The sequence below is a fragment of the Legionella quinlivanii genome, assembly GCF_003265995.1.
GTDB classification, from domain to species: Bacteria; Pseudomonadota; Gammaproteobacteria; order Legionellales; family Legionellaceae; genus Legionella_C; species Legionella_C quinlivanii_A.
The window spans coordinates 241,116-255,650 of the sequence record NZ_MVJN01000005.1; the positions used below are offsets into that span (position 1 = coordinate 241,116).

Sequence of the window (14,535 nt, forward strand, 5' to 3'; positions counted from 1 at the left end):
CCTTGTTCATTATTGCTGGATATTTTAACTGTATTGCCCTACGCTTTGTAATAGTGATGTTTTTAATAGCATTATTTTTCTGCCTGGCCTATACAAAATAACATTTTGGTCCTTGGAATAAATAGTATCTACACATCAGTGCTGGCTCAAGGGAATACAATGAACAAATTAATTTGCTTTATTTTCCTGATAGGTAGCAGTATGTCTGTTTTTGCAAAACCCGCTGAAGCAATTTTTGCTGGCGGCTGTTTTTGGTTTATGGAGGCGGATTTTTATCAACAGAAAGGAGTCCTTGCCACTGTCACTGGTTTTGATGGCGGCACAACACCAGAGCCGACATATGACGATGTCACCGCTGGACGTACTAATTATACGGAGGCTGTGCGTATCATTTATAATCCCGATCAGATAACCTATAAGCAGCTGCTGGATTATTTCTGGCGCCATATTGATCCAACAACCAAAGACGCGCAATTCTGTGAACGCGGACGTCAATACCGTGCAGCTATTTTTTACCTGAATGACAATCAAAAACGAATAGCCCTGCAAAGTAAAAAAGAGTTGGAAAAAAAATTTCCAAAAATTTACACTGAGATACTGCCTTCAACAACCTTCTATGCCGCAGAGGATTATCATCAGAATTATTCTCAGAAAAACCCGCTGCGATACCGCTACTATCGCTACCGCTGCGGCCGCGACAGCCGGCTGGAAGAAGTTTGGGGTAACCGCTAATTTTTATTAGAGCTTAACGATTAAGCGCACAGAGAATCTATGCAATGGAGATGTATGACAACACACAAGACCAGTTCCAAAATACGTAATTTTTTTAAAAAGCTCGGGCCAGGACTGATTACTGGCGCCAGCGACGATGACCCCTCCGGCATCGCGACCTATTCTCAGGCGGGAGCCCAATTTGGTTTAAGCACTTTATGGACGGCCTTATTCACCTTCCCACTGATGACCGTCATTCAGGAAATGTGCGCCCGCATTGGCAAAGTCACTTGCAAGGGCTTGGCCAGTAACATTAAAGAGCAGTATCCCCGCCCACTTCTATATTTTATTGCTCTGCTTACTGTGCCGGCAATTATTTTAAATATAAGTGCTGATATTGCTGGTATGGGGGCAGTCAGCCATCTGGTTATACCTCAAATCCCCGCTGCCATTTTTTCAATATTGTTTACTATTCTTCTGGCCATAGGAATGGTTTTTTGTTCCTACCAGAAGATTGTCGCAGTTTTAAAATACTTGTGCTTATCGCTTTTCCTTTATTTAATTATTCCTTTTCTGGTAAATACCAATGCCTGGCAGGTAATAAAAAATACTCTGATTCCTCATATCCAGTTTAACAAGCAATATCTGGGCATTCTGGTTGCGATATTAGGAACCACTATTTCACCTTATTTATTTTTTTGGCAAGCCACGATGGAAGCGGAGGAAAGCAGTAAAAAACAGTCTTCATTCATAACACGCTCATCGCTTACTGCGATGACCGGGGATGTCAGTTTTGGGATGTTCAGCTCCAATCTGGTGATGTATTTTATAATTCTAACCACGGGTACTGTACTGTACAAAGCCGGTATTAATGACATACAAACCGTGGAGCAGGCAGCCAAAGCACTGGAACCCTTAGCCGGTGAATTATCCTACTTCCTGTTTGCGCTCGGCATCATTGGAACGGGGCTTTTAGCAATTCCGGTATTAAGCGGCTGTTTGTCCTATATGCTGACTACCCTTTTTGATTTGAAAAGCGGACTGGATAACTCCTTTTCCTCGGCAAAAGAATTTTATCTGATTATTATTGTTTCTCTAATCATCGCATTGCTTATCAATTTTACAGGCTTTAACCCCATCGAAGCCTTATTAATGACCGCCATTCTCTATGGTCTAACGGCACCAGTACTCATACTGATTATTCTGCATATCGCTAATAACAAGAAGATAATGGGAGAATTTACCAATGGCTGGTTATCCAATCTGATTGGTATTTTGGCGTTTTTACTGATGTCGGCAGCCGCTTTATTATTGCTTTATCTGGAGTTGTTTAGTTCATAATTTAATTACTTTCCCTTCAGATCGCGATAGAAATTTTCATGGACTCCCAGTGCTAATAATACCCTTAATTCGGGATCCCATTCATAGGCTAACAGGAACTGTTGATGATTAATTTTAAATTTGTAAACGTATACTCCTGCTAAATCTCCTTTCTTCTCTTCTCCAATCCTGGGATTATTGATAATTGCACGCACAGCCTCATTCACAATACATTGATGCGAGTCGGGCAATTTTTTATAGACCCTTTTAAACGCTGGCATTTGTCTTATTTCAATATCACTCACCTTCACCCTCGAATTGGAAAGGTTCGGCTAAAGACTTATCCTGGAGTTTAGAAAGCAAAATATCTTTTATAAACTCAATGGGTAAATCAGGATTATCCAATGCACATTTTCCTAACTTAGCCCAATATTCTATTTGATTCGGAATTGAACGAAATTCTGCAGCTGCAACTTTCTTAGCCTCATAATAAATGCTTTCATCAATTCTTATCGGAATTCCCATAAATCACCTACAATCGTAATGTTTTGCTACATTTGTAGTATAGCAGAGTTTAGAATAAATAAATATCTTCAGTCTGCCTTATTCCCAGTTGGTTTTCTGCTAATTCTAGCGGGGTTAAGGTTATTGGTAATTCGAGAGACAATTCTATCGACGCGCCGTTGCAGCATAATTTCAACCATTACAGTTTCATTCGGGTGAAGGATTTTGTGAATGTCGGCAAGCGAGGAATGAAAATCCAGCAGCCTGTAATAGGCAAGCGCCTGATTACTGGCCTCAGGATGAGCCTTGATGCGAAAGCCGAGATTACCTTGCATTTTTGGCGTATTAATACCGCCTTCCATGATATCGTAATCGAGAAAATAGGTTAATTTTCCCCGGCTATACTGGTTTCGCTGGCGATCTGCGAAAAAACCCGCAGGAAGTGCATTTTCGCAATACTGGGGGCCGGCAGTCAGATAAAGATCATAATCCTCAAGATGATTGCCCCGGTCGTCAATCAATCGAAATATAATCATAGAATAGCGATTGGTAATATACTCACGCTTATAAAGGGGCGTACTCACCACCTCTCTGTGTTCACTTTCCTGAGTTTCTTTAGTTAATTTATCAAGCTCTTTTGCCAATGCATTATAGGATTCACGACTTTTCACCTGAAGACATTTTAACACCCAAACAGCCGTGGGATGCGTGGCAGCATTGGCCATCGTAATACTGCGGATGATGCCCATTTTTTTACCCGAATGCGAACATCCTGGGAGTATTCCCATGGCCATTGACTGTGTGCGTCTCATTTTGACGACGACAAGATTTTCACCATTATTTCCCTCCTGATGCACTTTTAGCAGGCTATAATTCATGTTTGCAGCAGCGACGCGAATAATGCCATCCGATCCGGCTTCTCCGGTATAAGAATTAACCGCATCATAGAGCTGGCGGTCAATGCTTTGTCCTGTAAGCACAAAGGAATAAATGCCGTTTGCAGTGCAATCATAGTCAAGCCAGCTTTCATTAAGCTGCCAGCTCATCTCGCTTCCAAGTTCAAGCCAATCCAGTATATGCCGTCCCGGTTCAATTCCCTCAAAAAAGCTTTTTATACGGCCCAGACGGGATTTACCAAGTTGCGCCAGTGCCGAACCATGATTCGCCGGCGCCAGCATGATAAGATGACTTAGCGGGCATTTGGAAAGATTGTTTTTATAGTATAAGTCCATCCATTTACGAACCACAGGACCGCCCGTGGAGTGGGTGATACAGGCAAAACGTCCTCCATTGCTGAGCTTCTCAGCAACTTCATCACGCACTGCCTGATCAAAGGCGCGCGCAATATCGTCAACGGTCACCGTATCATCAAAACTAATATACTGTCCCAGATAAATATTCCCGACCTGAAGGCCTAGTTTTCCGTCTTTACTCTGACTTTCAAGCCATTGAGGAAGCTCTCCATAGGTATTGGTATGCGTAACACTCCAGCCGTGGAGAAAGATAACAACCATAACTTTCCTTAACTTGTTGATCCTGAAAACACGCTTAGACTTTATGGCGGGCAATTATATAAATCATTTCTGGGCGCAACAAGTTATTATTTGATTAGCCATCACACCACTAAGAGATTACTATGTGATCTTTAGTATGCAATGATGTATTATTCATTGTCATTTTGTATTGAAAAAATCATGCGTGAAATTTATCTACAACGCCTGGGGGTTCTTCTCGAGCGCATTAATCGTCTAAAGCTTGATGAACCCTCACTATTAGCACAGATATCTATTTTTCAGAATCAACTTGCCAGTCCTGAGTTTCACAATGAGGGCCTGGAACAACGTTTGCAGGAAATTGAACAGTTAACAAATAATCTATGCATCGCTAAAGAAGCATGTGACTATGTAAACCGCAGAATGAGGGCTGCAAACAAGCCCTTGTCTCCTGCTGGCATGCGTATCCTTGAGGACTTTCGTACAAAAATGAATGATACGCAGTTAAGGCAAGTATTTAACCGCTTTAAAGAACGACGCGAACAAATAGAATATCCTGAGTTTGAGCAAACGGCATTTAGAAAGGGAACTGGCTATAACATGAGCATGTGGTATTACCATGCTCATAGCCGAAGCCCTGTCTTTGGGAATTGTTCTGAACAGGCAAACTGCGCTTTTGTTTTCCTGTATAGTCTGGCGCGGGAAGCAGCCAGTAGTCATGTCGCTTCGCCAGTGCATAGCCTTTATCGTATTGACATTAAAAATGAGCGCGGCGGACATACCCTCCTGTTAATGAATCTTGAACATACAGGGTTATTTCCAAAAACCGCAGAAGAATTAATACCCTATTGTGCAAGCCTTCCAGCTACAGTAATCGTTATCGACCCCTGGAATAAAAAGCGTCCTTATTATCCTGCGATTGAGATGAAACGATATATGCCCTCTTGCGGCAAAACGGGCCTGGTAAATATAGAATTCGGTTTGAAATTTAGCGCATTGGAAGAAGCAGAAATCAAGCCTCGTTTATAGGAACTATTAATTGCTTGAGTCCACCAATGACATGCGAGATATTGCCTTAACATTAGCTTAATATTGCTCTGGTATCATTCAGTCGAAAATTGAAGCTGAATGGAAAGCAACATGAAATCAGAAAAGCTCCTGGAGATTCTCAATAAAGTACAAAACCCTGTTGAAATTTTAACTGTTCTTTCTCAGGAAAATTTCTCTGTTAATGAACGTACTGAGGAAGGCGATTCTATTTTTCATCTATTGCTGCTCTCAAGACATGTAAAACAATATAATTTTTACCAATTTCTTGAGCAACTGATTTCAGCAGGTGGAAATCCAAATATTGTTGATCAGCAAGGGCGATCTTTTCTAACTTGTTATTTGGAAATTGGCTCGACTTTTTCTGATGATACCTTGAAACATTTGCTTGAATCTGAAAGCCTTGATATTCAGCAAAAAGTGGGCAGTGACGGCTATAGTCTTTTTGAGCTTGTTTGTAATTCAGGCTCTTACTCAGTACGCGATTTATATAAGGTTTTATTAAGACATCCAAAGTTTGATCCTAACCAAAGAACCTCTAAGCATAACTCTGTATTGCTCCATCTGATTTGTGAACTGAAATTATCGAATGTGCAGCAGTTGGAAGCTATCGTGACTAACGCAAAAACTGATATTAATGTTCAAAATCCAGATGGGAAAACCGCCCTCGCCAGCATTTTGACGGATGGGTCGTTCAAAGATATAGAGCTGATAAACCAATTCATTAAGCACCCCGCATTCAATATCAACATGCTGGATAATCAAGGAAATAACTATCTGCAGCTCGTCGTTCTTCATTGCAATGTACAGGCTGATGGCATTGCAAAACTACTGGTTCAGAGCGGAATTGATGTCACACATAAAAATAACGAGGGCAAATCAGTATTTGACCTGATTATTGAAAACAAAGCCAGGCGTTCAGAGTATGCCAATAATCAGTTGCTGCTTGAAATCCTTAAACTTCATCCCTCATCCATACTCGAAAGCTATAGAAACGGTAAAACAATATTAGCGGAGCTAATCAAAAGCCGCGACTACAGCATTGAATCGCAGTTGAATACTTTATTAGATCTCTGCATTAACCTGCCGGCATTTAATATAAACACCCTGGATAATGAGGGGAATAATTATCTGCAACTGCTGGTTCGTTACAATAATAATCCCGGTGATGGTGCAAGACAATTGATTCAAAAAGGGGTTAATCCAGAGCATAAAAATGATGAGGGCAAAACAGTATTTGATTTGATTAAACTTAAAGTCAGACGTGCAGAATTCATAATTGAAATTCTTAAGCTTAAGCCTTCTGCACTGCTTGCCAGATATCTTAACGGTGAATCAGTATTGGGAAGGCTGCTTAGAAAGCGGGATAATGCCGTCAGAGACGAATTCCCTGGTTTACTTGAGCTATGCAAGAGTCAGCCAGGCAGTAGTGAATTTATTAACAAACTAATCATAGACTGCATTGATGACTTCCAGAAGTTTCGGATATCTACTGAGGAAATGGATATCTTATTTGAGGGAATTCTGCGCGCAAAAATTGATATTGACATTGAATATATTCTCGTAATGACAGCGACTGGTTCTTCAGATTTCCGCAAGCAGGATATCGCAAATTATCTTAAAAAAATAAAACCTGATTTCGATTTTAATCAAATTTTCCGCTATATAGAAAGCCTGACTGAAGAAGACTCGATAAAACGGCAACGAGGATTACAGGTCTTTGAACTACTCGGCATATCACTTGATTGTTTTGACTCGAACGTTCTAGCCTGGGAAGAGCGATTTCTTCGCAGTAAAAAAGCAGATAAACTCGAAACCGACTCAGCAATGTTTGGTCATTTATTTTCACTGAATGGTTATATCCCAGTTAATAATAAACTTAAAAAATTAACTGGCTCGTTCACGTCAGAGACGGCCCCCTTCATGGTTCATTTAATGAATGCCTATGTGTCACATTGTGAGAGCAGTGGGGAACATCATGAGCAGTTAGAAGCGATTAGGCAAGTAAGAAACATGACCGTCAAAGCGATGCGATATTTTTTTGCCGCTAACCCCTTTTTTGGCTATTCGCCAAAAGCAGACCCTTTTACAGACTCGATTTTATCAGATATTCAGAGTGGAGGGGTCGAAATAGTCACCGGATGGAAAGGGCATGCAATAGACCTCATCATTAAGCAAGATGACCTGTATCGCAATAACGCTGGCGGCTGCAGTACTGATGCCACCACAGAAGAATATAAAATAACCAGGCCCGATCAATTAACTGACACATTATTCAAAAGGCTTTATCAGTATAATAGCAGAAAAGAAAATAAAACCTATATTCAACAGGATTTACATGAAATTCTCGGTTTGGAGTTCACTCAAAGCCATGGTGATCATTTTCAAACGGTTGGCAATTGTGGACTCTACAGCCAGTTAATTGCTTTAAAAACCAAATATCGCCTGTTTTTACCCAAGGAGATTGCCGATCGGATTTATGAAGACAGTATCGAGTTTTTTGAACAGTTTTTTCTGAAAGAATATCTTTCATATCATGCTAAAAATGCAGTTCTGCCGCATATTTTGATGCGTTTAATCAATCAAAAACTGTTAGCTGAGAATAAGCTGGAACTGATAGAAACATTGATAAGAGATCATTTTACCTCTGCAACCAGCCAGGATATCCTGCAAACTGAATTCATGATTAAACGATGGCTATTGATTATCAATGGCGAATCCACCGAACAATTCGACGAGCAACTGCAGCGCCTTTCCATTGTTCTTGACCCTGGCTCGAACCGGCGCCGACAAATTCTGGATCGCTTTCTTAAAAATCAGATCACTGCAGATGATTTGGATGAAATTAAATCATGGTCTTCTGAGGAACAAACCTTTCAGGGCTATCATCTGTTACATATTGCTGTACTGAATGACAATATATCCCTTGCCTCCTCTTTGCTGGCGCTATTCCCGAAAGCGGTGAATTTAAAAAACTGGTTTGATGATGAACCACTGTGTCTGGTGAAGTCTGTGGAGATGGTTAATCTTCTGGTCAGTGCTGGAGCACGTGTGGACGAAACAAAGCCTGATAATGCCCTGGACAATGCAGTAAGAAAGAATCGACTGGATCTGGTTCTCGCCTTGCTTAAACAAGGGGCAAAGTCCAGTAAACATACGGCATATTATGCCGCCACAAAGGATCCAAAGATTCTGGAAGCGATAATGGAGCATCATCCAGAGGCAATAAAAAAATGCACCCACAGCCGTCGCTCGGCTGTTCATGCGGCTGCAAATGGGGGTCATAACGAAAACCTGCGTTCCCTGATCTATTACGGTGGTGCACATCCTGCTGCAAGGGATGTTAATGGTATAACCCCTTTGTATCTGGCGCTTAAAAAAGCCCGTAAGGACACCGCCGAATTGTTATTGAGTTATCCAGGCACCCTGTTCAAACCATACCGCGGCGATTCACTGACTAAAATGGTGAAAGAGGATGAGCCGTTAAGAGAGAAAATTAAGGCTGAGAAAAAACAACGTAAAAGTGATCTCAAGTATTTCAAACATTTTCAAAGCGTAAATCCCGGGATTGCTGAAGAAAATATAGACTATTTGATTATTGCAATTCGTAACCATGATTTGCCTGCTATTCGCGGCGCCTTGCTTACTTTCCCAGAAATAAACGTATTTCAATCGAGCAATCTTTATTGTACAAGTCCCTTAATGGAAGCTATACGCAATCTGGCTGGAACAGAAGGCCAGAAATACAGGAAGGGATTTGAACTGATCCAATTCCTGTTGAATACGCCAGGCATTGATATGAATAGCACCACTTCCTCTACTGAGCCCCATTTGTTTTGGGCGACCTCCATCAATGATGTGAAGCTTCTTGAACTCTTCCTGGAAGACAAGAAACTTAACCCCAATCAACAGGACAATATTGGATACACCGCTCTCCATGATGCAGTAGAACGCGGCCATCTCGAGTGTGTTAAACGCCTGCTGCAAGACCCCAGAGTTGATAGCAGCATCGAGAACCATCAGGGCAAAACTGCTGCAGAACTGCAAGGCTTCGGCGATTACAGGAAAGAGGATAGAATCAGAGAATGCCGTGAAGAGGTTGTCAGGCATCAGCAAGAGAATTCCTTATCAACACGGTGTGGACCAGGAGGCTAGAATTATTTTTTAAAAAATACTCTGGCTATCACTTCCCGGGTTTATAAAAAGAGCCCAATTGATTTATCATTGCTGCTTTATTAGAAACATCCAAAGCATCCATCCAGGGCATGTAATTGTTACTTGTATCGAAATAAGTAACAGTTCTTTGCCCCATAAACGCTTTTAATTCTTTCAATAAATTTGAGCCAATCCCTTTAAATCGATGTACAGGATTTACAAACAGACAATTAATAAATACTTCCGATTCAAAATCCGTAAATAAGACAATGCCTGCAATGATATTTTTTATTCTGGCAATAATCGCATATTTATAATTTTCCGGCTTAAGGATATACGCGGCTAAGTCGACAGGTGTTATTAAAATTCGATTAGCCTTGATAAACGCAGCTATTTCATTAAAATCTTCAATGCGAGACACAGAGTAATTAACTCTTGCCTTATAATTCAAATAAGTATCATCAAAAAACATAGAATGCAAAATTAACTATCCAGATGGCAGTCATTTAAACTCATGGCGCGCCAAATGTACAGTGCAGGCATCTAAAAGATTGCATAACCAAAGCGACAACAATTAACTACTGCCCAAAGGGCAAGTTTTGGATGCTCGCTGTTTTTTTCCCACACTACTTTAACTGATTGGCATTTTGAGCTGGAGATAAATCATCAGGCTCTTTTTTGTCCTCGATTTTGCGACCGCTTAGCGCTTTGCGGACAAATTCTTCAAAAAAAGCCCGAGCGCGGGTTTCTTGCTCGGACCTTTGTACAGGCCAATGCGTTGTGGAATTAAGGAATTGTCTTTCAATGTCGTTTTCAAGAATGGGGCTGGCGGGTGGTGTCCTGGCGGGTGCTGCACTGCGGGTTCCTTTTATGATACAGGTATAAGAATAATTTGCCATATCCCAATCTATTTCCGGATGATTCCAGGGCCATCTCTCAGGTATTATTCTGTCTTCAGATTTGTTTGCATAAGAGGGAAATCCATACTTAACTCGTAAGCTATTAATTAAATTAAAACACTCCACAAAAGACGCTTCAGGAGGAATTTTTTTAAAGCGTTCAGCATATTTTTCGTCGACAACATAGTAATACTCTTCGGTTTCTTTGAAATAATCGGCTGCAGTTTCTGGGGGGAAAGGCACAGAGGTCACGCCATCAAATTGACTTGTATACCGAGTTAATTCTTTTAATTTCAATAGTTCTGAGGATTTAAGGGCGGTAATTAATTCTTTTTCATAACTGGCATAATTCGCCAATATGTCCTGGCATTGTTTTAAATCGCCTTCTGCAACTGCTTTTTTAAATGCTGTTACCGCAGTGGTTTCCAATTTCGCTTTCATTCATTTTCCTAGGCAATAGATAGTCATTGACTGCAACGCTCATCTATAGAAATTCCTCAGACTGAGAAATTCCAATGTATCAATTGTCTTATACAAGAAACAGGTTGTCAAAATTCTATTAACAGGATTATTTACTGCCAGATATCGCGAAATGATGCTCGCGTAGGCTGAATCTGCTTTAATCAGTGCACACTAAAGCAGGTAGGTATAAATACGATACAACAGCATAATTTAATATCGAAGTGTTTCCATCAGTTCCTGCGGCAAGGATTTAATTTTTTCACTGCTGATTTTTCCTTCTCTGATTCCCTTTTGAAGGCTGAACAAACTGAGTGAAACCAAGGGAGGCACTTCTTTCTCACCTGCTCGGAAATTAGCCTTTCGCAGTGGATTTTTTTCCGAAATGACTTCCATTTCTTCTTCACCAAGACAAGTCAGCCCCCCTAGTTTTAACTGCTTGAGCCTGAAATTAGAGGACAAAGCCGCAATGCCTTTTTTATAAATCAGATTAAAACTCAGATCCAAACCAGTCAGACTTGTATTTTTGGATAAAGCAGTGGCCCCTTCATCCCCGATACGGTTCCAGGACAGATTTAAAAATTTCAACTGTCTATTATTCACAAAGGCGGCAACGCCACGATCCTCAATAAAATTCCATCCAAGATCCAATATGCTCAGTTTTTTATTGGCCGCTATACTGATAGCTCCTTCGTTGTCGATTTCATTACCAATAGCAGTCAGCTTCTCCAGCGACTCATGGTCTGCAAAGGCTATGAGACCCTTTGAAAAAATAGCGTTCCAGCTAATATTAAGCTCAATCAGCCGCTCATTAGCGGCCAGAAAATGCGCGCCTTCTGCACCAATCTGATTGCTGCCGATGTTTAGACTGCGCAGCATCTTATGCCCAGCCAATAGTTTCGCTCCCGCAGCACTAAGACGATTACAACCGATATCAAGATACACAAGCGTATTATTTTCGGCCAATAAGGCAGCCGCAGTATCGCCTAAGCCGTTTTGGCTAATGTCTAAACGCACAATGGAGGGATGTTCCTGCAGATAGTCGCAGACAAGCCGGATATCATTATCCTCCAATTGGAGTTTTTTAAGCACTAACGTGCTTCGGTCTGCAGACAGATGTGCCGGGATCGCTTCAATAGTTAATGTCATGGCCACTCACTGATGCAAAAGCTGCATTGTTAGCAAGCTGGCTTATTTTTAGAATACACCAGGAAGGAAACAATTTTTTTCAAAAAATGAAAAACTGTTCTTTTGACGCGGGCTCATTTCCTTTCATAACTTGACGAGCGAAGGATTAATCCCACATCATAGCAACAGAAAAACACTGCAATTGACAGGAGGTCAAAATGCACTCTTTTTGGAAAAGTCGGTTCGGGGAGAAAGCTGATGTGGAGTTATTTATTGTCAATAATGTACCTTGCACAAGAGAGAATTGTACTTCATTAGTTAAAAAATTAGCACGCGCTAATGACAGAGTTGAACTGGCAAAAAAGAAAATTGTCAAAGAGGCCGCAAATTCAACTGGCAAATTCACTTTTAGTCTTAATCTCTCCAGCAATTTAATCAATAAAGCACTGAACAGTCAGCACTATCCGGAATTAATCCGATTGACCATAGAAGCATTGGACAGTGGACTTAGCGCAGAACTGGATTATGGTAATCATTTTGAACAGTTTAATTCTCATATCAAGGCGTTTTATGACTTTTCATTAAGCCATCAGCTAGAAAAAGACTGTGTGCTTTTCGATGAAATCAAGACCTTTGTGGTCGCGTATTGCTGCCTGCAGGCAGATAATCTGGTCTTTACTCTCTCAAGAGCAATCTCAATGGAATCGGCAGTTTACTTCCAACAAGATGCAGAGCGATGCTTTCCGCAATTAGGCTCGGCCCGCTCATTCAATAAGGAAGTAAGCAATCTGGAAGATGCCAGCGAGTTTGCTGATTTCCTTTTGGAAGAAATCCCTTTGTGGAAAAAAGCCATTAGAAAAAATACTCTCTTAATGCCAGACGCTGCCAACAACGCATTAACGATTGCCGATGATATGGAGCAGCTGGCAAAAAAATATTCAGTTATATTTTCTGAACAAATGATGAAAGAAAAGAGCATAATGAAAGCCTGAAGCTCGACTGATAGCACTTCTCTTTTATGATTCGCTCAAGCCAGATCTTTTAAACGGGCTGTCTTTTTTTCAAACAGCACTGCGCCATCTGCAAATCGTTTAGAAACTCATTACTCATCAAATAATTGAATTCATGAATACGTGATAGATGCAGAGGATCCTCTGCATCAGTGGAAACCATTCCCGGATGACACATAATTAGCCCCTGACAAGTGCTTTGTCGTAAAAATTGTTGGAAATAAGACCGATAATGTTTTGCTTTTGAAAAGTTATAACTGCCAGAAAAACTGGTATGAGTCGCAATTTGTTGAATTTGCAACTGCTTGTAAAAATACCGCCCCCCAAATAAAGTAATTATTTGCTGTTTAACGAAGTAAGGTGCGGTAAACATAGCCTGCCAATTCACATTGCTGTGCCGGCAATAACTGAATAGCTTTCGTTGACTATACACTGCAAGCAAGGCGTCTCTCACCAGGGGAAATTGCTGACAATGCTGATGTCCATCAATAAAATCGGGCTGCCTCCCTATCGTTTCAATAAAACAATCCAGCTGCGCATTGATTTCCGCCTGCACCCGGTTAATATCAAGCTTTCGCATATAGCTCTGAAGAAAAAGCCAGCCCAGGCCTCTAAAATTATGGCCATATTGATGGCGCCATGTCTGACTTAAGGCATCACCAAAGCTAAGATTCAGATGCAAACCCAGATACACTTCATTGCAGTTCTTTAAAGAAGCCGCAGAATGCGTCCAGTGCCCGGAATTGACCAGACAACTGATGACATTGATTCTCCCGCTGGTAGCCAACCGTCTAATCCCTTCGGAAATAGCCTCATTTTGCCCATAATCATCTGCACATAAGAGTATTTCCCTAAAACCCATGCTCGATTGTCTCCTGGGTTATTTCCTCTTTGATGTAATAAAGCGGCCGATTTTTAGTTTCCACCAAAATGCGGCTGATATATTCGGAAATTATCGCCAGAAACAGGAACAATACGGAAAACAAAATCGATATAAAGAAAAGGATGGAAACAAGCCCTTCGCTGCCGGAAGGATTGAATAATTTGCCTATTAATGTAAATCCTGCATAAACCATCATGGCAAGACTAATCAGAAAAGACAAAACCGACATGGCACGCAGGGGACGTGCAGAGAAAGAAATAATAGAGTCTAAAGATAAATTGATTAACTTCTTTAAGTTGTATTTACTGCTTCCTCCCTGCCGCGGCGGACAGTGGAAAGGAATCGTTGCCGTTTTAAACCCGACATAGGCAAAAAGCATGAGTAAGTGACGATTACTTTCCTTCATTTTTTTCAGGGAGTCGACCACTTTACGGCTTAGCAGACGAAAATTTCCAGTATCCTCCTGCATATCAAAACCGGTCATTTTACTGGTCAGCCGATAAAATATTTTCGCCAGAAAACGCTTTAGCCGAGGCTCATGCGCTCGATTGACGCGTCGGGCACAGACTACATCATACCCTTCCGCTGTTTTCGCCATCATCTCCGGAATCAACTCGGGTGGATGCTGGAGATCAGCATCCATTAAAATCACATAGTCGCCAGTGGCATGATCAAGACCGGCTGTAGAGGCAATTTCGTGCCCATAATTGCGCGAAAAAGCAAGCAGACGTATATTTTTATTGCTTTTAATAAAGGGGGCGCAACAGGCTAAACTGCGATCCGTAGAGCCATCGTCAACCAGAATGACTTCATAATCGGTAAAATGGCATTGTAACACAGCCAGCGTTTTTATAAGGAAACTCTCAATGATTGCCTCCTCATTATACATGGGAGCAATCACAGAAATTTTGTCATCAAAAATCATA

At 41.1% G+C, this 14,535-nt stretch carries 13 protein-coding genes; 5 read left to right on the plus strand and 8 right to left on the minus strand.

Annotation, left to right across the window (positions count from 1 at the left end):
• Positions 1–159: 159 nt before the first annotated feature.
• Together msrA and B1207_RS07950 are read left to right on the plus strand one after the other, a co-directional pair.
• Positions 160–732 (plus strand): peptide-methionine (S)-S-oxide reductase MsrA, encoded by a 573-nt coding sequence (msrA, locus tag B1207_RS07945; protein ID WP_112219451.1) that lies wholly within the window; start codon positions 160–162, stop codon positions 730–732.
• A gap of 54 nt (positions 733–786) precedes the next feature.
• On the plus strand, positions 787–2,052 hold the full coding sequence (locus tag B1207_RS07950; protein WP_112219452.1) for an NRAMP family divalent metal transporter: 1,266 nt from the start codon (positions 787–789) through the stop codon (positions 2,050–2,052).
• A 5-nt stretch (positions 2,053–2,057) separates the two neighbouring features.
• On the opposite strand, the gene B1207_RS07955 is transcribed toward B1207_RS07950, so the two are convergent.
• The 3 genes from B1207_RS07955 to plaB all read right to left on the minus strand — a co-directional run bounded on the left by B1207_RS07955 (position 2,058) and on the right by plaB (position 4,049).
• On the minus strand, positions 2,058–2,336 hold the full coding sequence (locus B1207_RS07955) for a type II toxin-antitoxin system RelE/ParE family toxin (RefSeq protein WP_216362463.1): 279 nt from the start codon (positions 2,334–2,336) through the stop codon (positions 2,058–2,060).
• The gene (locus B1207_RS07960; RefSeq protein ID WP_112219453.1) at positions 2,329–2,556 is read right to left on the minus strand and encodes a TA system antitoxin ParD family protein; all 228 of its coding nucleotides are present in this window, start codon (positions 2,554–2,556) and stop codon (positions 2,329–2,331) included. The genes B1207_RS07955 and B1207_RS07960 overlap by 8 nt, the downstream gene beginning before the upstream one ends.
• 68 nt (positions 2,557–2,624) lie before the next feature.
• The gene (gene plaB / locus B1207_RS07965) at positions 2,625–4,049 is read right to left on the minus strand and encodes a phospholipase PlaB (protein WP_112219454.1); all 1,425 of its coding nucleotides are present in this window, start codon (positions 4,047–4,049) and stop codon (positions 2,625–2,627) included.
• A gap of 180 nt (positions 4,050–4,229) precedes the next feature.
• Between plaB and B1207_RS07970 the strand changes: the two genes are divergently transcribed.
• Positions 4,230–5,057 carry a hypothetical protein gene (locus tag B1207_RS07970; RefSeq protein ID WP_112219455.1) on the plus strand — a complete coding sequence of 276 codons (828 nt, stop codon included), beginning with the start codon at positions 4,230–4,232 and terminating at the stop codon, positions 5,055–5,057.
• Positions 5,058–5,168: 111 nt separating this feature from the next.
• Positions 5,169–9,230 (plus strand): ankyrin repeat domain-containing protein, encoded by a 4,062-nt coding sequence (locus tag B1207_RS07975; protein WP_172458203.1) that lies wholly within the window; start codon positions 5,169–5,171, stop codon positions 9,228–9,230.
• A gap of 28 nt (positions 9,231–9,258) precedes the next feature.
• Here the strand turns inward: B1207_RS07975 and B1207_RS07980 are convergent, their stop codons facing one another.
• The 3 genes from B1207_RS07980 to B1207_RS07990 form a co-directional block, all read right to left on the minus strand.
• Positions 9,259–9,702 (minus strand): GNAT family N-acetyltransferase, encoded by a 444-nt coding sequence (locus tag B1207_RS07980; protein WP_112219457.1) that lies wholly within the window; start codon positions 9,700–9,702, stop codon positions 9,259–9,261.
• A 154-nt stretch (positions 9,703–9,856) separates the two neighbouring features.
• The gene (locus B1207_RS07985) at positions 9,857–10,570 is read right to left on the minus strand and encodes a hypothetical protein (RefSeq protein WP_112219458.1); all 714 of its coding nucleotides are present in this window, start codon (positions 10,568–10,570) and stop codon (positions 9,857–9,859) included.
• A gap of 231 nt (positions 10,571–10,801) precedes the next feature.
• Positions 10,802–11,737 (minus strand): hypothetical protein, encoded by a 936-nt coding sequence (locus B1207_RS07990; RefSeq protein ID WP_112219459.1) that lies wholly within the window; start codon positions 11,735–11,737, stop codon positions 10,802–10,804.
• 197 nt (positions 11,738–11,934) lie between these two features.
• On the opposite strand from B1207_RS07990, the gene B1207_RS07995 reads away from it, so the two are divergent.
• Complete coding sequence (locus B1207_RS07995; RefSeq protein ID WP_112219460.1) at positions 11,935–12,708, plus strand: hypothetical protein; 774 nt, start codon at positions 11,935–11,937, stop codon at positions 12,706–12,708.
• 49 nt (positions 12,709–12,757) lie between these two features.
• Here B1207_RS07995 and B1207_RS08000 read toward each other — a convergent pair whose 3' ends face one another.
• Both B1207_RS08000 and B1207_RS08005 read right to left on the minus strand, forming a co-directional pair.
• The gene (locus tag B1207_RS08000) at positions 12,758–13,588 is read right to left on the minus strand and encodes a ChbG/HpnK family deacetylase (RefSeq protein ID WP_112219461.1); all 831 of its coding nucleotides are present in this window, start codon (positions 13,586–13,588) and stop codon (positions 12,758–12,760) included.
• Positions 13,578–14,534 carry a glycosyltransferase family 2 protein gene (locus tag B1207_RS08005; RefSeq protein ID WP_112219462.1) on the minus strand — a complete coding sequence of 319 codons (957 nt, stop codon included), beginning with the start codon at positions 14,532–14,534 and terminating at the stop codon, positions 13,578–13,580. The genes B1207_RS08000 and B1207_RS08005 overlap by 11 nt, the downstream gene beginning before the upstream one ends.
• Between the last annotated feature and the right edge of the window lies 1 nt (position 14,535).